18 protein-coding genes are annotated in these 17,164 nt (G+C 58.8%); 10 read left to right on the plus strand and 8 right to left on the minus strand.

All coding sequences use genetic code 11. The features are described 5' to 3' along the window. Positions 1-45 precede the first annotated feature (45 nt). Both RHP74_RS28135 and RHP74_RS28140 read left to right on the plus strand, forming a co-directional pair. Positions 46-1,467 (plus strand): peptidoglycan DD-metalloendopeptidase family protein, encoded by a 1,422-nt coding sequence (locus tag RHP74_RS28135; RefSeq protein ID WP_311096757.1) that lies wholly within the window; start codon positions 46-48, stop codon positions 1,465-1,467. 3 nt (positions 1,468-1,470) lie between these two features. After that, positions 1,471-2,562 carry an anhydro-N-acetylmuramic acid kinase gene (locus tag RHP74_RS28140; RefSeq protein ID WP_102595482.1) on the plus strand — a complete coding sequence of 364 codons (1,092 nt, stop codon included), beginning with the start codon at positions 1,471-1,473 and terminating at the stop codon, positions 2,560-2,562. A 67-nt stretch (positions 2,563-2,629) separates the two neighbouring features. Here RHP74_RS28140 and erpA read toward each other — a convergent pair whose 3' ends face one another. Together erpA and argC are read right to left on the minus strand one after the other, a co-directional pair. Further along, complete coding sequence (gene erpA / locus RHP74_RS28145) at positions 2,630-2,980, minus strand: iron-sulfur cluster insertion protein ErpA (protein ID WP_007947969.1); 351 nt, start codon at positions 2,978-2,980, stop codon at positions 2,630-2,632. Positions 2,981-3,148: 168 nt separating this feature from the next. Next, positions 3,149-4,183, minus strand: coding sequence for an N-acetyl-gamma-glutamyl-phosphate reductase (argC, locus tag RHP74_RS28150; RefSeq protein WP_010467224.1), 1,035 nt, complete (start codon positions 4,181-4,183; stop codon positions 3,149-3,151). A 296-nt stretch (positions 4,184-4,479) separates the two neighbouring features. Between argC and hemJ the strand changes: the two genes are divergently transcribed. The 6 genes from hemJ (at position 4,480) to coq7 (ending at position 9,001) form a co-directional block, all read left to right on the plus strand. Further along, entirely contained in the window at positions 4,480-4,908 is a 429-nt protein-coding gene (gene hemJ / locus RHP74_RS28155; protein ID WP_010467221.1) for a protoporphyrinogen oxidase HemJ, read from the plus strand. 27 nt (positions 4,909-4,935) lie between these two features. Beyond that, a complete protein-coding gene (locus RHP74_RS28160; RefSeq protein ID WP_010467219.1) occupies positions 4,936-5,904 on the plus strand; it encodes a nitronate monooxygenase family protein in 969 nt (322 codons plus the stop codon). A gap of 92 nt (positions 5,905-5,996) precedes the next feature. Further along, entirely contained in the window at positions 5,997-6,941 is a 945-nt protein-coding gene (locus tag RHP74_RS28165) for a DUF805 domain-containing protein (RefSeq protein ID WP_221107511.1), read from the plus strand. Positions 6,942-7,036: 95 nt separating this feature from the next. After that, positions 7,037-7,825: an SDR family oxidoreductase gene (locus tag RHP74_RS28170; protein ID WP_010467216.1), complete on the plus strand. Its 789-nt coding sequence runs from the start codon at positions 7,037-7,039 to the stop codon at positions 7,823-7,825. A gap of 81 nt (positions 7,826-7,906) precedes the next feature. Then, positions 7,907-8,245, plus strand: coding sequence for a histidine triad nucleotide-binding protein (locus tag RHP74_RS28175; RefSeq protein ID WP_010467214.1), 339 nt, complete (start codon positions 7,907-7,909; stop codon positions 8,243-8,245). 108 nt (positions 8,246-8,353) lie between these two features. Then, positions 8,354-9,001 carry a 2-polyprenyl-3-methyl-6-methoxy-1,4-benzoquinone monooxygenase gene (gene coq7 / locus RHP74_RS28180; RefSeq protein WP_010467212.1) on the plus strand — a complete coding sequence of 216 codons (648 nt, stop codon included), beginning with the start codon at positions 8,354-8,356 and terminating at the stop codon, positions 8,999-9,001. Between the two features lie 117 nt (positions 9,002-9,118). Here coq7 and speD read toward each other — a convergent pair whose 3' ends face one another. Both speD and RHP74_RS28190 read right to left on the minus strand, forming a co-directional pair. Then, the gene (speD, locus tag RHP74_RS28185) at positions 9,119-9,913 is read right to left on the minus strand and encodes an adenosylmethionine decarboxylase (protein ID WP_311096758.1); all 795 of its coding nucleotides are present in this window, start codon (positions 9,911-9,913) and stop codon (positions 9,119-9,121) included. Positions 9,914-10,152: 239 nt separating this feature from the next. Then, complete coding sequence (locus RHP74_RS28190) at positions 10,153-10,575, minus strand: OsmC family protein (RefSeq protein WP_007941657.1); 423 nt, start codon at positions 10,573-10,575, stop codon at positions 10,153-10,155. 234 nt (positions 10,576-10,809) lie between these two features. Between RHP74_RS28190 and crp the strand changes: the two genes are divergently transcribed. Next, positions 10,810-11,454, plus strand: coding sequence for a cAMP-activated global transcriptional regulator CRP (crp, locus tag RHP74_RS28195; protein WP_008027103.1), 645 nt, complete (start codon positions 10,810-10,812; stop codon positions 11,452-11,454). Here crp and RHP74_RS28200 read toward each other — a convergent pair. The 4 genes from RHP74_RS28200 to RHP74_RS28215 all read right to left on the minus strand — a co-directional run bounded on the left by RHP74_RS28200 (position 11,451) and on the right by RHP74_RS28215 (position 14,783). Then, complete coding sequence (locus RHP74_RS28200) at positions 11,451-12,152, minus strand: lipoyl protein ligase domain-containing protein (RefSeq protein ID WP_311096759.1); 702 nt, start codon at positions 12,150-12,152, stop codon at positions 11,451-11,453. The genes crp and RHP74_RS28200 overlap by 4 nt on opposite strands. A 145-nt stretch (positions 12,153-12,297) precedes the next feature. After that, positions 12,298-13,134, minus strand: coding sequence for an indole-3-glycerol phosphate synthase TrpC (gene trpC / locus RHP74_RS28205; protein ID WP_010467200.1), 837 nt, complete (start codon positions 13,132-13,134; stop codon positions 12,298-12,300). Next, complete coding sequence (gene trpD / locus RHP74_RS28210) at positions 13,131-14,180, minus strand: anthranilate phosphoribosyltransferase (RefSeq protein ID WP_010467198.1); 1,050 nt, start codon at positions 14,178-14,180, stop codon at positions 13,131-13,133. The genes trpC and trpD overlap by 4 nt, the downstream gene beginning before the upstream one ends. A gap of 9 nt (positions 14,181-14,189) precedes the next feature. Next, on the minus strand, positions 14,190-14,783 hold the full coding sequence (locus tag RHP74_RS28215; RefSeq protein ID WP_010467196.1) for an aminodeoxychorismate/anthranilate synthase component II: 594 nt from the start codon (positions 14,781-14,783) through the stop codon (positions 14,190-14,192). Between the two features lie 405 nt (positions 14,784-15,188). Here RHP74_RS28215 and estP point away from each other — a divergent pair, with 405 nt between their 5' ends. Beyond that, positions 15,189-17,099 (plus strand): esterase EstP, encoded by a 1,911-nt coding sequence (estP, locus tag RHP74_RS28220; protein ID WP_282411603.1) that lies wholly within the window; start codon positions 15,189-15,191, stop codon positions 17,097-17,099. Positions 17,100-17,164 lie beyond the last annotated feature (65 nt).

A 17,164-nucleotide genomic window follows, 5' to 3' on the forward strand; every position in this document is an offset into this window, starting at 1 on the left:
CATTCATCTTTTCCAATTCATCTTTTTCAAAGTCAAAAATTACCTATGATCAAAGAATCGTCTAAAGCGCCACCGCTTTACCCGAAGACCCACCTGCTCGCAGCAAGTGGCATCGCCGCTCTTCTGAGCCTGGCGCTTCTGGTATTCCCTTCCAGTGATGTAGAAGCCAAAAAGACGACGCTGAGTCTTGAGCTGGAAAGCCCTGCTGAACAACTGACACAAGATCAAGACGCTGCTGAAGCCGTTCAAGCCACAAATGAACCGGCAGACTCCCCGTTCGCGCAGATCGAAAACAGCGCTGAAGAGCCACAGGAAACCGCCCAGGCCGAGCCTGTACCTGCCCCGGACATCGAAGAAAAGAAGACCCCAAACCACAGGGAAGTGATCGTTTCCAAAGGCGACACACTGTCCACGCTGTTCGAGGAAGTAGGCCTCCCCGCCACTTCGGTGCATGAAGTCATGGCCAGTGACAAGCAGGCCAAGCAATTCAGCCAGCTCAAACGCGGCCAGAAACTCGAATTCGAACTGACCCCCGACGGCCAGCTGAGCAACCTGCACAGCAAGCTCAGCGACGTCGAAAGTATTACCCTGACCAAGAATGACAAGGGTTATACGTTCAACCGCATTACCGCCAAGCCAACCGTGCGCTCCGCCTACGTTCACGGCGTGATCAACAGCTCGCTATCGCAGTCTGCCGCGCGTGCCGGGCTGTCCCACAGCCTCACCATGGACATGGCCAGCGTGTTTGGCTATGACCTCGACTTCGCCCAGGATATCCGCCAGGGTGATGAGTTCGATGTGATCTACGAACAGAAGGTCGTCAACGGCAAGGCTGTCGGCAACGGCCCGATCCTGTCCGCACGCTTCACCAACCGCGGCAAGACCTACACCGCCGTGCGTTACACCAACAAGCAAGGCAACAGCAGCTACTACACCGCCGACGGCAACAGCATGCGCAAGGCGTTTATCCGCACGCCAGTGGACTTCGCCCGCATCAGCTCGAAATTCTCCCTGGGTCGCAAACACCCGATCCTGAATAAGATCCGCGCTCACAAAGGTGTCGATTACGCAGCTCCACGCGGCACGCCGATCAAAGCGGCCGGTGACGGTAAAGTGTTGTTGGCCGGTCGCCGTGGTGGTTACGGCAATACCGTTATTATCCAGCACGGCAACACCTACCGTACGCTGTACGGCCATATGCAAGGCTTTGCCAAAGGCATCAAGACTGGCGGCAGCGTCAAGCAAGGCCAGGTAATCGGTTATATCGGCACAACCGGGCTCTCCACCGGCCCACACTTGCACTATGAGTTCCAGGTCAATGGCGTGCATGTCGACCCACTGGGCCAGAAAGTTGCGATGGCCGACCCTATTTCCAAAGGGGAACGCGCACGCTTTCTTGCGCAGAGTCAGCCGCTGATGGCGCGCATGGACCAAGAGAAAGCCACCATGCTGGCTTCGAAGCGCTAAATCATGACGCTCTATATCGGTGTGATGTCCGGAACCAGCCTCGATGGCCTGGACATTGCGCTAATCGAGCTGACCCCGGCGATCAACCTGATCGCCACGCACTACACCCCCATGCCTGACTCCCTGCGCGCCGAGCTGCTTGGCTTGTGCGCCAGCGGCCCGGACGAGATTGCCCGCTCCGCCATCGCCCAGCAGAACTGGGTGAAACTGGCGGCTCAGGGTATTAACACTCTCCTCCACCAACACAACCTGAAACCCGAAGACATTCGTGCGATTGGCAGCCACGGCCAGACCATTCGCCACGAACCGGCGCGTGGCTTCACGGTACAGATCGGCAACCCGGCCCTGCTGACCGAGTTGACCGGCATCACCGTGGTCAGCGACTTCCGCAGCCGTGATGTGGCCGCTGGCGGGCAAGGCGCGCCATTGGTGCCGGCCTTTCACGAAGCGTTGTTTGATGAACGTGCCGGCAATCGTGCGGTGTTGAATGTCGGCGGATTCAGCAACCTCAGCCTGATCGAGCCCGGCAAACCTGTCGCCGGTTTCGACTGCGGCCCGGGCAACGTCCTGCTGGATGCCTGGATTCATCAGCAACGCGGCGACAATTTTGATCGTGACGGCCAATGGGCTGCCAGTGGCAAGGTTGAACCGGTTCTGCTGAATGAATTGCTGAGTGATCCATTCTTCGTAACCAAAGGCCCGAAAAGCACCGGCCGCGAAGTGTTCAACCTGCCATGGCTGACACAGCATCTCTCGAAGCTCCCGCCCTTCGCCGCGGAAGATGTGCAAGCAACCCTGCTCGAACTGACAGCACTGACCATCGTCGAGTCATTGCAGCACGCCCAATCGGACACGCAGGAACTGCTGGTCTGCGGTGGTGGCGCGCACAACGCCACGCTGATGAACCGTTTGGCCGCCCTGCTGCCGAACGCGAGTGTCAGCAGCACTGCCGCTTACGGTGTGGACCCGGACTGGGTCGAAGCCATGGCATTCGCTTGGCTGGCTCATTGCTGCCTGGAAGGCATCGCCGCCAACCGCCCGAGCGTCACCGGCGCCCGCGGCCTGCGCGTACTCGGCGCCATCTACCCGGCATAAGCGCCGCACAGCAAAACGCCGCAAAGCCCTGAAGCCATGCGGCGCTTGATACTGCGGTGAAGCGCGATCAGATCGAGAACGAAGAGCCGCAACCACACGTGGTGCTCGCATTCGGATTCTTGATCACAAAACGCGAACCTTCCAGACCCTCCTGATAATCCACCTCGGCACCGGCCAGGTACTGGAAGCTCATCGGGTCTACGACCAGACTCACACCTTCGCGCTCGACAATGGTGTCGTCGTCGGCCACTTCTTCATCGAAGGTGAAGCCGTACTGAAAACCTGAACAACCGCCGCCCGTAACGAATACGCGCAGCTTCAAGCGATCATTCCCCTCTTCATCGACCAGGCTCTTCACCTTGTGCGCGGCACCGTGGGTGAATTGCAAAGCGGTGGGGGTGAAGGATTCGACGCTCATGCTGACTATCTCCCGGCGTTACGCCGCCATAATGCGTGATGACGCGCATTATCCGCTTCTCCTAGAAAATCGGTCAACTATTGTTATGGTATAGCAATAAAACCGATTGCCGGTTCGAAATGCAAAAAGGCCCGTCAGACGGGCCTTTTTGCTAAGCGGGATAAAGCCTTACGGCAGCATGCCGGCGTGGGACAGGCCCAGGCGCTCATCCAGCCCGAACAGAATGTTCAGGTTCTGCACCGCTTGACCCGACGCACCCTTGACCAGGTTATCGATTACCGACAGCACCACCACCAGATCGCCGTCCTGCGGACGATGCACGGCGATACGACAAACGTTGGCACCGCGAACACTGCGGGTTTCCGGGTGGCTGCCCGCCGGCATCACGTCGACGAACGGCTCGTTGGCGTAGCGCTTTTCAAACAACGCCTGCAGATCCACCGAGCGATCCACGACGGTCGCATACAGCGTCGAATGAATGCCGCGAATCATTGGCGTCAGGTGCGGAACGAAGGTCAGACCGACGTCCTTGCCCGCTGCACGACGCAGACCCTGGCGGATTTCCGGCAAGTGACGGTGACCTTTGACGGAGTAGGCTTTCATGCTTTCCGACGTCTCGGCATACAGCGAACCGACCGAAGCGCCACGACCGGCACCGCTGACACCGGACTTGCAGTCAGCAATCAAACGCGTGGTATCGGCCAGGCCGGCTTCCAGCAATGGCAGGAAACCCAATTGCGTCGCCGTTGGATAGCAACCCGGCACCGCGATCAGGCGCGCATCCTTGATTTGCTCGCGATTGACTTCCGGCAAACCGTAGACCGCCTCCTCCAGCAACTCCGGTGCGCCGTGAGGCTGGCCGTACCACTTGGCCCACTCGGCAGCGTCTTGCAGACGGAAGTCAGCCGACAGGTCGATGACCTTGGTCCCCGCCGCGAGCAACTCACCGGCCAGTGCATGGGCAACACCATGAGGCGTGGCGAAGAACACCACATCGCAAGCCCCCAGCGTCTTGATGTCCGGAACACTAAAGGCCAGGCCGTCGTAGTGGCCTCGCAGGTTCGGGTACATGTCGGCCACGGCCAGACCGGCCTCGGATCGGGAAGTGATCACAACCACTTCAGCTTGCGGATGCTGTGCCAACAGACGCAGCAGTTCGACACCGGTGTAACCCGTGCCGCCGACGATACCGACCTTGACCATAAACCTGCCCTCAACGAACCCACTGGAAAGCCGTCGATAATAGGGGCCGCGCGGCCCTGCGACAACCGCTTAGGTGACGTGTGGCGGCTCATGTGTCCCTTCTCGGGCATATCGCCCAACTTTTGGCGAGTGGCTTTTGTGGCCTGGCAAGGCCCCGCGACGAGTCATAGCTCGCTATGGCGAGGAGCGGCAACGCAGTCTGGCCGCAAAAGACGCCGTCAAAATTGAACAGTTATGTCCGAGACGGGACACTTTCTCTACTATTCGGGCTACCGTGAACCTGGGAATAACTAAAAATGCTTTATCTATGGCTCAAAGCGCTTCATATCGTCAGCATGGTCTGCTGGTTTGCCGGCCTGTTTTACCTGCCCCGTCTGTTCGTTTATCACGCCCAAAGCGAAGACACCGTCAGCAAGGAACGCTTCAGCCTCATGGAGCGCAAGCTGTACCGCGGCATCATGGGCCCGGCGATGATCGCTACCCTGATATTCGGCATTGCACTGATCTGGCTTAACCCGAGCCTCTTCAGTCAAGGCGCGTGGATTCACGCCAAGCTTACCCTGGTGGTGATCCTGATCGGCTACCACCACATGTGCGGCGCACAGGTGAAGCGTTTTGCCCGTGGCGAAAACACCCGCAGCCATGTCTTTTATCGCTGGTTCAATGAAGTGCCGGTTCTGATATTGCTGGCTATCGTAATTCTGGTCGTCGTTCGGCCGTTCTAATAAGCACAACTCACCGGGGTACTTCCAATGTCGCTGCCCGCTTTGCTCGAACAACGCTTGCGTCTGCCGGTAGTGGCAGCGCCGATGTTTCTGATTTCCAATCCGCAATTGGTGCTCGCCTGCTGCCGTAACGGCGTCGTCGGCAGCTTTCCTGCGCTGAACCAGCGCGAGAGCAGCGGCTTCAAGGCCTGGCTGGAAGAGATCGAAGCAGGGTTGGCGACACTGGAGAACCCGGCGCCTTATGCGGTCAACCTGATCGTTCACAACACTAACCCACGGCTACAAGCTGACCTCGCGATCTGCATCGAGCATAAAGTACCGATCGTGATTACCAGTCTCGGTGCAGTGAAAGAAGTAGTCGATGCCGTTCACAGCTATGGCGGACTGGTGTTCCATGACGTGACGACGCGGCGCCATGCCGAGAAAGCCGCCGAGGCCGGTGTGGACGGCTTGATCGCCGTGGCAGCGGGTGCCGGTGGACACGCTGGAACCTGGAGCCCGTTCTCGCTGATTGCCGAGATTCGCCAGTTTTTCGACAAGACCCTATTGCTGGCAGGCTGCCTTAACCACGGCCACGAGATCCTTGCTGCGCAATTGCTCGGCGCTGATCTGGCCTATTTCGGTACGCGATTTATCGGCACCACCGAAAGTCATGCGCCTGACGCCTACAAAGAGATGCTGCTGACGTCCAGAGCCGCAGACATCGTCCATACGCCGGCAGTGTCAGGCGTACCGGCGAGTTTCATGCGTCAAAGCCTGGAGGCTGCCGGTTTCGACATGGCGGCACTGCAAGGCAAGGGCGAAGTCGACTTCGGCTCCAAACTCAAGCCGATCAGCGATGAAGCCAAAGCCTGGAAAACCGTGTGGTCTGCGGGCCAGGGTGTCGGGGAAATCGATGATTTGCCGAGCGTCGATCAATTGGTCGCTCGACTTGACGCGGAATACCGCAAGGCTCTGGAACTGGCGGCCGAGCTGCCCAAACGCTGGCCACGATGAGATGAAAGTTTGGCCAGCCCGCCCCGGCTGGCCTTACAATCCACGCTTGAAACACACCCTATTACAAATTCTCGCGACAAGGATGCCTCGCAATGAGCGACAACCGTTTCAAGATCGTGTTCGACGGCGCTCTGCTGCCAGGCGTTGACGCCGCCAGCGCCAGAGAGAACCTGGCTAAACTCTACAACAGCCAAGTCGCAGCCGTCGAACGGCTATTCAATGGCAAGACGGTTACGCTCAAGAAAGACCTGTCGCACGCCGACGCGCAAACCTACCTTCAAGCGCTGACGAAAACCGGCATCGATGCTCGCATCGAAAGCGAATCGTCCATTGAGCTGAACCTGGACGAAGCCCACGAGCACAGGCCTGTCGCCAGCCAACCGGCATTTGCCGACCCCGCATCCCCTTACGCACCACCCCGAGCCACTGTCGGCGAAAGCCTGCCCGCGTATGCTCCACTCAAGCCATTCAGCGTTGAAGGCCGCATCGGTCGTTTGCGCTATCTCGCCTGGACGATGGTCCTGACGCTGGTCACCCTGGCCGTCGGTTCGGTATTGGCCATTTTCGCCTTCGCCATCATCAGCGCCGATTCGACCGCAGGCCTGATACTCGGTGGCCTGGTTGCGTTCATGCTGTTCATTGCCATGGCGGTCGTGAGCATTCAGATCAGTGTCCAGCGCCTGCACGACATCGGCTGGTCCGGCTGGCTCTGGTTGCTGAACCTCGTACCCTTCGTAGGCAGCTTCTTCCCGTTCGTGATCATGATCGCCCCGGGCACCAACATCGCCAATCGCTATGGCGCGCCGCCGCCACCCAACACCACGGCGGTCAAAGTGTTGTCTTCATTGTGGGTGGTGTTGATCGCCATCGTCTTGGTTGGCGCGCTGGCCGGAGGCCTTACGGCGATCCAGGAAGAGTATGAAACTGCTGCCGAAACCAGCTATGACAGCAGCTCGGTAATCACTGAAGAAGTGGAAGTCGAGCCGGCCGCAGAGGCTGAGCAGGCACCCGATTCTGCAGACGATGAAGCCGAATAAGCCCCAGTCCCTGTAGACTCTGCGAAAGAATGAACAGCGCTCCCCGCCCGTGACACCCGCGTCGCCGGCGCGGAGCTGCTGCGATGGAGAACTGCATGACCCGTTACGCTCTGATCACTGGCGCTTCCAGTGGGATCGGCCTGGCGATGGCCGAAGCGCTGGCCCGCCGAGGCCGCAGCCTGATTCTGGTGGCCCGACAACGTGATCAGCTGGAAAGTATTGCCATTGAACTGACCCAACGCTTTGGCGTGGAAGTGCTGTTCCGCGCCTGCGACCTCGGCGAACCGCTACGGCTGTCCGGGTTCCTGCTGGAACTGGAAGAAGGTGACCGGCAAATCGATTTGCTGGTCAACTGCGCCGGCATCGGCACCTGCGGACCCTTTCTGGCCCAGGACTGGATGACCGAGCAGGACCTGATCGAAGTGAACATCCTGGCCCTCACCCGCTTGTGCCATGCCATCGGGAACAGCATGGCCTTGCAGGGGGGCGGACAAATTCTGAACGTCGCTTCAATGGCGGCATTCCAACCCGGCCCGTGGATGAGCACGTACTACGCCAGCAAAGCCTATGTGCTGCATTTTTCCGAAGGGTTGCGCGTCGAACTGAAGAAATGTGCGGTCAAGGTCTCGGTGCTGTGCCCCGGCCCAACCCGTACCGGGTTCTTCCGTACCGCTCAACTGGACACCGGCAAACTGGCCGACAGCAACATGCTCATGAGTCCCGAAGAGGTTGCGCTGTATACGGTGCGCGCCCTGGAGAAAAATCGAGCGATCATCATTCCCGGTCGAGGCAATCGCTGGCGCGCCCTCCTGCCACGGCTTGGCTCTCGCTGGCTCAATCGGACAATCGCTGGCATGGTCAACAAGGCCTACTGCCCGCGCTGACCCGGCCTCAAGGTAAAAGGCTGGGCTCGGGGATAACCCATGAGTACACTCAAGCCAGCCCAAACAACGGAGAAAACAGCTGTGGATACTCTGTTCACCAAGATCATCAACCGGGAAATCCCGGCGAAGATCATCTACGAGGACGACCAGGTACTGGCCTTCCACGACATCGCCCCACAGGCACCGGTGCATTTTCTGGTCATTCCGAAAAAAGCGGTGCGCACCCTCAACGACCTCACCGAGGAAGACAAGGCTTTGGCCGGACATATTCTGTTCACCGCCCAGCGCCTGGCCCTGGAACTGGGCTGCGAAGAAGGTTTCCGTGTGGTCATGAACTGCAATGAACTGGGCGGGCAGACTGTCTACCACATTCATATGCATGTGCTGGGTCAGCGCCAGATGCACTGGCCGCCGGGCTGATTGCAAAAAGCTTCGAGGGAGTGGCCAGCCACTCCCGTATGACCCAGCGCAAACCTTCCCCGGCCGATTGGGTTAAACTGGCCGCCGAGATTCCTCCCGGAGGTCAGCATGACTACCCAGCGTCACTACTCGCCGATTGACCGTCTTCTGCTGCAAGCCGATGCCGCGATGCGAACGTTGCTGCCTTTCAGTGGCCAGCCATACCGTCCGTCGCCAGCCATCGTGCAGCCGGATGCGCAAATGAGTGACGAAGACACCCGCCACGTTGCTGGCTTGATGCGCATCAACCATACCGGTGAAGTCTGCGCCCAGGCGCTGTATCAGGGTCAGGCCCTGACTGCCAAGCTGCCGCACGTGCGGGCCGCCATGGAACATGCTGCCGAAGAAGAAATCGATCACCTGGTCTGGTGCGAGCAACGCATCCAGCAACTGGGCAGCCACACCAGCATTCTCAACCCGCTGTTCTACGGCATGTCGTTCGGGATTGGCGCAGTGGCCGGATTGATCAGCGACAAGGTCAGCCTGGGTTTTGTCGCCGCCACCGAGCATCAGGTGTGCAAACACTTGAACGAGCACCTCGAGCAATTGCCGGCGGAAGATGAAAAGTCCCGGGCCATTCTCGAGCAAATGCGGATTGATGAAGAACATCATGCCGAGAGTGCGCTGGATGCCGGAGGTTTTCGTTTTCCGGCGCCGGTGAAGTTCGGGATGAGTCTGTTGGCCAAGGTAATGACCAAGAGTACCTACCGGATCTGATCGATACGTTGCCTGACAGGGCCTCTTCGCGAGCAGGCTCGCTCCCACAAGGTTCTGTATTCCAGACATGAAAAAGGCGACTGCCGTGAGGAAGTCGCCTTTTTTGTGCTTGAAATCTTAGTTCGGCATGTTGCGCGCGTAGAAGATTTCCAGCATTTCGTGTTTCACACGGTCAGTCACCTGAGCACGCTGCTCGGAAGACAGGTTGCTGGTGGCATCGCCGAGCAGGTAGTTATCCAGTTCGAAGTTCTTCAGCAGCATTTTGGTGTGGAACAGGTTTTCCTGGTACACGTTCACGTCGGTCATCTGGTACGCGCCGCGGGTGTCTTCGGACAGGTAGTTCTGGATCGAGTTGATCTCGTGGTCGATGAAGTGCTTTTTGCCTTCCACGTCACGGGTGAAGCCGCGCACGCGATAATCCACGGTCACGATGTCCGAATCGAACTGGTGAATCAGGAAGTTGAGCGCTTTAAGCGGTGAAATCACGCCACAGGTCGACACGTCAATGTCCACACGGAATGTCGCAATGCCGTCGTCCGGGTGGATTTCCGGGTAGGTGTGCACCGTGATGTGGCTCTTGTCGAGATGGGCCAGGATAATCTCGGGCAACGGGCCCGGCGATTCTTCGATCTGGCTGTCGGTCGGGGTTACCGGCTCTTCAGAGATCAGAATCGTGACGCTGGCGCCCTGGGGTTCATAGTCCTGACTGGCAATGTTCAGGATGTTGGCACCAATGATATCGACAACTTCCGTGAGGATCTGCGTCAGGCGTTTCGCGTTGTACTCTTTATTGATGTACTCGACGTAAGCCTGTTGGTCTTGCGGGGTTTCCGCGTAGCAGATGTCATAGATGTTGAAGCTCAAGGTCTTTGTCAGGTTATTGAACCCGTGGAGCTTGAGTTTGCTTTTCACCGTTAAAAACTCTCTATGTATTGCGGCCCGGGCCGCGTGATCAAGCATGCCCGTCAGATGCGAACAACGCAGCTGCGTAGGACGGTTAACACCTCTTCGCGATGGCGATTTTGGTTGTCTGTTCGGGTTCGCAGCCTGTCGATGACGAGGCCGTTACCCTGAAAAAAGTGGCGCATTATGCAGACGTCAGCTTGGGATCGCCAGAGTCTGCACTGCTTTTATGATAGTTGAATGTCGATTCAACCGAGTTCGATGATTTCGTAGTCGTGGGTAATGGCCACGCCAGCCGCGCCCAGCATGATCGAAGCCGAGCAATACTTCTCCGCCGACAGCTCGATGGCGCGTTTGACCTGGGCTTCTTTCAGCCCCCGGCCCTTGACCACGAAGTGCATGTGGATCTTGGTAAAGACTTTCGGATCCTCGGTCGCACGCTCGGCTTCGAGAAAGGCTTCACAGCTTTCGACGGCCTGACGGGACTTCTTGAGGATGCTGACCACATCGAAATTGCTGCAACCGCCGACACCCAGCAGAAGCATTTCCATCGGCCGGACACCCAGGTTGCGACCACCTGCATCGGGCGGACCGTCCATGACCACGACGTGTCCACTGCCGGATTCACCGAGGAACATGGCTTCGCCAGCCCATTGGATGCGTGCCTTCATCGCCAGACTCCACTGCATAAAAAAGGGTCGCCAGCTTAGCACAGGGCCCCGGACTGACAGTGCCTTGCATTTGTAGGGCATAACCTTCTGAACCGTAGGTAAATTCTCGAATATTGCAGGAAGTGTCTGTTAAGCTGGCGCCAATTCGCTGGCGCATGGCCAGCCTTTGCGCAGCCGTCGTCTGCGACTCATAAAAAAACCAAACACACCGTGAAGTCTTTTCGGGATACAACCATGGTTGCTATTGCCCCAACCCCCAAAATCAAGAACCTCGACAAGCTGTTGATGCATTGCCAGCGCCGTCGTTATGCGGCCAAGAGCAACATCATTTGTGCCGGTGATCGCTCGGAAACGCTGTTCTTCATCATCAAGGGTTCGGTCACGATCCTGATCGAGGATGACGACGGCCGCGAAATGATCATCGCCTACCTGAACTCCGGGGACTTTTTCGGTGAGTTGGGTCTGTTTGAACAAGCTGGGCTTGAGCAGGAACGCAGCGCTTGGGTACGCGCGAAGATCGAGTGTGAAGTCGCGGAAATCAGCTATGCAAAATTCCGCGAGCTGTCCCAGCAAGATCCAGACATTCTTTACGTGCTCAGCGGACAAATCGCACAGCGTCTGCGCAATACCACGCGCAAGGTCGGCGACCTGGCCTTCTTCGACGTAACCGGTCGTGTCGCCCGCTGTCTGCTGGAACTGTGCAAACAGCCGGATGCCATGACCCACCCGGACGGCATGCAGATCAAAGTGACCCGCCAGGAAATCGGCCGGATTGTCGGTTGTTCACGGGAGATGGTCGGTCGCGTGCTCAAGGATCTGGAAGAACGCAACCTGGTGGACGTCAAAGGCAAGACCATGGTGGTCTTTGGTACGCGCTAAGCCTTGAACATGTCTGCCAGCAACTGGCGATAAAGCGCATCAAGCCGCCCGAGCGCATCGGGTGCGGCAAATTTCTCATGCAGGGCAATGTGGCTTTCGGCGCGAACCCGCTGCTCCAGGCCACAGGTTTCATTGAAGCGATTGACTGCGGCGACCATCGACTCGCGTTCGTTATCCAGCAACAACGCACCGTGTACCAACCCGACCGGACGCGTGCCGCCCTTGCTCTGGCGCCAGCGCTGGGCAGTGCCGACCACCTTGCGGCCGTCGAGGTTAACGTTGAAACGGCCATCGCAGAATGCGCCGTCGACTTCGCCCAAGGACGAAACGCCGCCCAGCTCATCCAGTAACTGACAGATCGGGTCGCAGAGTCGGCGGTAAGCGCTTTCGATTCGATTTTGATCGCCTTCGCTACGCGGGGGTGCGTAGACAAGGGCGATATTGATGGTGGAAGCCGATTGCGGCACTGGCTCGCCGCCGGTTTCACGCAACAGCACCGGCCAACCGGCGGCGGCTGAGACTTCGCAGGCCGTTTCGAAGCCGGGTAGACGATTCAGGCGTCGGGGCATGACCAGTGCGCGGTCGCTGGGTTGCCAGAACAGCAGACCAAACTCAACATCACCGGCACAGACAGACGCCAGCAGATCCTGTTCGGCCTGTAAGCCGGCTTCGACAGTCAAAGAGACGATTGAGGTCATAAGGTATTCCGTTGGACATGAAGTCTGTGGTGCTACTTATGCCGCCATCGCGAGCAAGCTCGCCCCCACAAGGAGTTTTCTGACACCGCAGATCCAATGTGGGAGCGAGCTTGCTCGCGATGGGGTCGACTCGGCCTGAGCCTGATCAGTCGAGGGTCGAACCGCTGACCGGACCGCCGCGCTCAGGAAAGAACAGGCGCTGCAGTTCAGTGCCCGGGCTTTCAGCGCGCATGAATGCCTCGCCCACCAGGAACGCGTACACGTCGCTGATTTCCATCAGTTCCACATCGGCCCGGTTGAGAATGCCGCTTTCGGTAATCACCAGGCGATCACGCGGAATACGTGGCAACAGGTCAAGGGTGGTTTCCAGGCTGACGTCAAAGGTGTGCAGGTTGCGGTTGTTCACGCCGACCAGTGGCGTGTCGAGGGTTTTCAAGGCCCGCTCCAGCTCGTTGCCATCATGGACTTCTACCAGCACATCAAGGCCGACGCTTTTGGCCACGGCCGCCAGCTCGGCCATTTTCACGTCGTCCAGTGCGGAGACGATCAACAACACGCAGTCAGCGCCCAAGGCACGGGCTTCGACGATCTGGTACGGGTCGATCATGAAATCCTTGCGGATCACCGGCAGGTTGCACGCTGCCCGCGCCTGCTGCAGATACGCATCGGCACCCTGGAAGTAATCGATATCGGTCAGCACCGACAAGCACGTCGCGCCGCCCTTCTCGTAGCTTTTGGCGATGTCGGCGGGAACGAAGTGCTCGCGGATCACGCCTTTGCTTGGCGACGCTTTCTTGATTTCGGCAATGACGGCCGGTTGTTTCGACTTGGCCTGAGCAATCAATGCCTGGGCAAAACCACGGGGTGCATCGGCCGCCTTGGCCAGACTTTCCAGCTCCGCCAGACTCACACGGGCGCTACGCTCGGCGACTTCCTGGACTTTGCGGGCCAGAATGTTTTCCAGAACCGTCGGTACACTCATCCCTCATTCTCCACTTTGAATACCGCGGTAAATGCACCCAACTCCTCAAGTTTTTCCCGAGCGAGGCCTGTGTGCAGCGCATCGTGCGCCAGGGCAACGCCTTCTTTCAAACTGGTCGCCAGGTCGGCGGCGTAAAGCGCCGCACCGGCATTGAGCACAATCATCTCGGCGGCTTTCTGACCGCTCTCGGTCTTGCGCTTGCCCAAAGCATCGCGAATCAGCTCAAGGGACGCCGCCGGACTTTCCACTGCCAGGCCGTGCAGGCTCTGGCTCTTCATGCCCAAGTCTTCTGGCTCGACCCAATATTCGGTGATCTGGTCATTCTTCAGTTCTGCCACATAGGTTGGCGCCGCCAGGCTGAACTCGTCCAGGCCATCCTTCGAGTGCACCACCAGCACGTGCTTGCTGCCCAGACGTTGCAAGACTTCGGCCAGTGGCCGGCACAACGCCTGACTGAACACACCCACCACCTGATGTTTCACGCCGGCCGGATTCGTAAGCGGGCCGAGCATGTTGAACAAGGTACGCAGGCCGAGATCCTTGCGCGGGCCGGCGGCGTGCTTCATGGCACTGTGATGGGTCTGGGCAAACATGAAACCGATGCCGACGTTATCGATGCAGCGAGCCACCTGCACCGGGGTCAGGTTCAGGTAGATCCCGGCCGCCTCCAGCAGATCGGCGCTGCCGCTTTTGCCCGACACCGCACGGTTACCGTGCTTGGCTACGGTGCAACCGGCTGCAGCGACTACGAAGGAGGAAGCCGTCGAGACGTTGAAAATGTTCGCACCATCACCGCCGGTGCCGACCACATCGACGACGCCGTCGAGGGTCTTGAGTTCGACCTTGTCCGCCAACTCGCGCATGACAGAGACCGCGCCGACGATCTCGTCGATGCTTTCGCTCTTCATACGCATGGCCATCATGAACGCGCCGATCTGCGCATCCGTGCATTGCCCGGTCATGATTTCGCGCATCACATCACGCATTTCATCGGTGCTGAGGTCGAGCTGATCGACGATACGGCTCAGGGCTGTCTTGATATTCATGAAAAGTCCTTAGCGCGTGCCGCCGGTTTGTTTGAGGAAGTTTGCGAACAGCTCGTGGCCCTGCTCGGTGAGGATAGACTCGGGGTGGAACTGCACACCCTCAATGTTCAATGTCTTGTGGCGCAAGCCCATGATCTCGTCGACCGAGCCGTCTTCGAGCTGGGTCCAGGCGGTCAGTTCCAGGCAATCGGGCAGGGTTTCGCGCTTGACGATCAGCGAGTGATAACGCGTCACCGTCAGCGGATGATTCAGACCTTCGAACACGCCCTTGTCCTCGTGGAATACCGGGCTAGTCTTACCGTGCATGACTTGGCGGGCGCGGACTACATCACCGCCAAAGGCCTGGCCGATGGACTGGTGGCCGAGGCAGACGCCGAGAATCGGCAGCTTGCCGGCGAAATGCTTGATCACGTCGAGCGAGATGCCGGCTTCGGTCGGTGTGCAAGGACCGGGGGACACGACGATGCGCTCAGGGTTGAGGGCTTCTATGTCGGCAATGGTGAGTTCATCGTTGCGCACGACTTTGACCTGGGAGCCGAGCTCACCGAGGTACTGCACAACGTTGTAGGTAAAAGAGTCGTAGTTATCGATCATCAGCAACATGGCGTTTGGAACCTCTTGAATTCACTGACTTTTAATACAGCCTTCGAATGATTACCCGCAGCGTCCTGCGCTTTTTCAGTCGCCGGGTGCGCCAGCAAAGCGGTATGTCATACGGGTGAAGAAGGCAAAGCGGTACAGGTCCGGCGGGGCCGGCAAAAGAATTCAGGCGCGCCAACGCCAGCGGGCGTGTGCCTTGATGACTTGATCCAGAAGTTTGCTGATGATCAACACGGGGAAGGTCTCATTCATACGTCTCGGCACAGTAACTTAGCTGGGCAGAGCGTGCAATATGGCCGTGGCGACTGGCTGCGAAACAATCGAAGGGTTCGCGACCGATGGCAAAAGGCCGGAAGTTTTTGGTACTGTCGTTTCGTTCACTACAACAATAAATAAACGGACTTGCTCATGATCAAACAGACGTTGTTTGTACCGCTCGCAGGATGCTTGCTCGCCGCGGCCTGCGCCCAGGCGATCGCCGCGCCTAACCCTTACTCCAATTTCGTCGTCTTCGGCGACAGTCTCAACGATGCCGGGACCTTTGCCGACACGGGCGGGCCTGCCGGCTCGACCCAGCGCTATACCAACCGCACGGGGCCGGTTTACCTGGATGGCAACGGTGAAGTCCGCTCGCTCAACTCCACGCAGATCCTGGGGGGGAAACTGGGGTTCTCGGCGGATCAGACCGCCTCATCGTCCTCGGCGGTACGTGCCAGCAATGGCCAGCCCGATGGCAACAACTGGGCCGTCGGCGGTTATCGTACCGACCAGATTCTCGACTCGATCACCAGCACCTCCGCCACGGGTGATCGCACCCGGGCAGGCTACCTGCCGTCGAACAATTTCCGCGCCGACCCGAATGCGCTGTATTACATTTCGGGCGGTGGTAATGACTTCCTTCAGGGGCGCGTGACCAGCCTGCCCCAGGCCAGCGCTGCCGCCGATCGTCTGGTCAGCAGCGTGCAAACCCTGCAACAGGCCGGTGCTCGCTACATCATGGTCTGGTTGCTGCCGGACATCGGCTTTACCCCGGCCTTCAACGGCACCCCGCTGCAAGCGTTCACATCCCAGCTCAGTTCTCAGTTCAACACCGAACTGGTAAGCCAACTGCAAAACGTCAATGCCAACGTCATCCCGCTCAACATTCCGGTGCTGCTCAAAGAGACGTTTTCCAACCCGGCGCAGTTCGGCCTGGCCACCGACCAGAACCTGAGCGCCACCTGTTTCAGCGGCAGCAGCTGTACCGAAAACGCCCGTTACGGCATCAACAGTGCGACGCCGGACCCGACCAAGCTGATCTACAACGACTCGGTGCACCCGACCGAAGCCGGGCAGCGTCTGATTGCCGATTACGCTTACTCGCTGCTGGCCGCGCCATGGGAAGCCACCCTGTTGCCACAAATGGCCCAGGGTACGCTGCGCTCTCATCAGGATGAGTTGCGCAACCAATGGCTGGCCGATTGGGAAAACTGGCAAGGCGTGGGCCAATGGCGAGCGATTGTCGCCGGCGGCGGACAGCACCAGGATTTCGACAGCCAGCGCAGTGGTGCCAGTGCTGACGGCAATGGCGCCAACCTCAACATCGGTGGCAGCTACCGGCTGAATGACGCGTGGCGTGTAGGTTTGGCGGCGGGCTTCTACAACCAGAAGCTCGAAGCCGGCGACAACGATTCGGACTACAAGCTCAATACCTACATGGGCACGGCATTCGCCCAGTACCAGCAGAATCGCTGGTGGGGTGACGCGGCCGTGACGGCCGGGCATCTGGATTACGACAGCCTCAAACGCAAATTCCAGCTGGGGGTCAATGAACGCGGGGAGAAAGGCGATACCGACGGCTACCTGGTGGCTTTCAGCGGTCGCGTGGGGTACGACATCGCGCCGATGGCGAGCAGCCCGTGGCACTTGTCGCCATTCGTGAGCGCTGATTTCGCCAAAGTTGAAGTCGACGGTTACTCGGAGAATGGCGCCGACTCCACTGCGCTGACATTCGACGACCAATCGCGCATTTCCCGGCGTCTCGGCCTTGGCCTCCAAGGTAAGTACCAGATCACCTCGCAAACCCAAGTCTTCGGCGAACTGGCTCACGAGCGTGAGTACAACGACGATACCCAGGATGTGACCATGAACCTCAACAGCCTGCCGAGCAACCGCTACACCCTGGCCGGCTATACCCCACAGACCAACCTGAACCGCCTGAACCTGGGCGTGAGCCACAACCTCACCAAGGACCTGGCTTTGCGGGCGAGTTATGACATTCGCAAGGATGATGACTTTACCCAGCAAGGCATTAACGTAGGCGTTGCGCTGGACTTCTAAACATCAGGCAAAAAAAACGCGGCGCCCTCCACAGGCGCCGCGTTTTTTTTATGCTGAACACTTAT

The sequence above is a fragment of the Pseudomonas sp. SG20052 genome (assembly GCF_031766055.1).
GTDB lineage: Bacteria > Pseudomonadota > Gammaproteobacteria > Pseudomonadales > Pseudomonadaceae > Aquipseudomonas > Aquipseudomonas mandelii.

Coding starts and splice junctions, on each gene's coding strand:
- hemJ (WP_010467221.1), top strand. CDS start 4,480: ATGCTTTATCTATGGCTCAAAGCGCTTCATATCGTCAGCATGGTCTGC.
- RHP74_RS28140 (WP_102595482.1), top strand. CDS start 1,471: ATGACGCTCTATATCGGTGTGATGTCCGGAACCAGCCTCGATGGCCTG.
- erpA (WP_007947969.1), bottom strand. CDS start 2,980: ATGAGCGTCGAATCCTTCACCCCCACCGCTTTGCAATTCACCCACGGT.
- RHP74_RS28165 (WP_221107511.1), top strand. CDS start 5,997: ATGAGCGACAACCGTTTCAAGATCGTGTTCGACGGCGCTCTGCTGCCA.
- RHP74_RS28170 (WP_010467216.1), top strand. CDS start 7,037: ATGACCCGTTACGCTCTGATCACTGGCGCTTCCAGTGGGATCGGCCTG.
- argC (WP_010467224.1), bottom strand. CDS start 4,183: ATGGTCAAGGTCGGTATCGTCGGCGGCACGGGTTACACCGGTGTCGAA.
- crp (WP_008027103.1), top strand. CDS start 10,810: ATGGTTGCTATTGCCCCAACCCCCAAAATCAAGAACCTCGACAAGCTG.
- RHP74_RS28200 (WP_311096759.1), bottom strand. CDS start 12,152: ATGACCTCAATCGTCTCTTTGACTGTCGAAGCCGGCTTACAGGCCGAA.
- estP (WP_282411603.1), top strand. CDS start 15,189: ATGATCAAACAGACGTTGTTTGTACCGCTCGCAGGATGCTTGCTCGCC.
- coq7 (WP_010467212.1), top strand. CDS start 8,354: ATGACTACCCAGCGTCACTACTCGCCGATTGACCGTCTTCTGCTGCAA.
- trpD (WP_010467198.1), bottom strand. CDS start 14,180: ATGAATATCAAGACAGCCCTGAGCCGTATCGTCGATCAGCTCGACCTC.
- RHP74_RS28190 (WP_007941657.1), bottom strand. CDS start 10,575: ATGAAGGCACGCATCCAATGGGCTGGCGAAGCCATGTTCCTCGGTGAA.
- RHP74_RS28135 (WP_311096757.1), top strand. CDS start 46: ATGATCAAAGAATCGTCTAAAGCGCCACCGCTTTACCCGAAGACCCAC.
- RHP74_RS28215 (WP_010467196.1), bottom strand. CDS start 14,783: ATGTTGCTGATGATCGATAACTACGACTCTTTTACCTACAACGTTGTG.
- RHP74_RS28160 (WP_010467219.1), top strand. CDS start 4,936: ATGTCGCTGCCCGCTTTGCTCGAACAACGCTTGCGTCTGCCGGTAGTG.
- trpC (WP_010467200.1), bottom strand. CDS start 13,134: ATGAGTGTACCGACGGTTCTGGAAAACATTCTGGCCCGCAAAGTCCAG.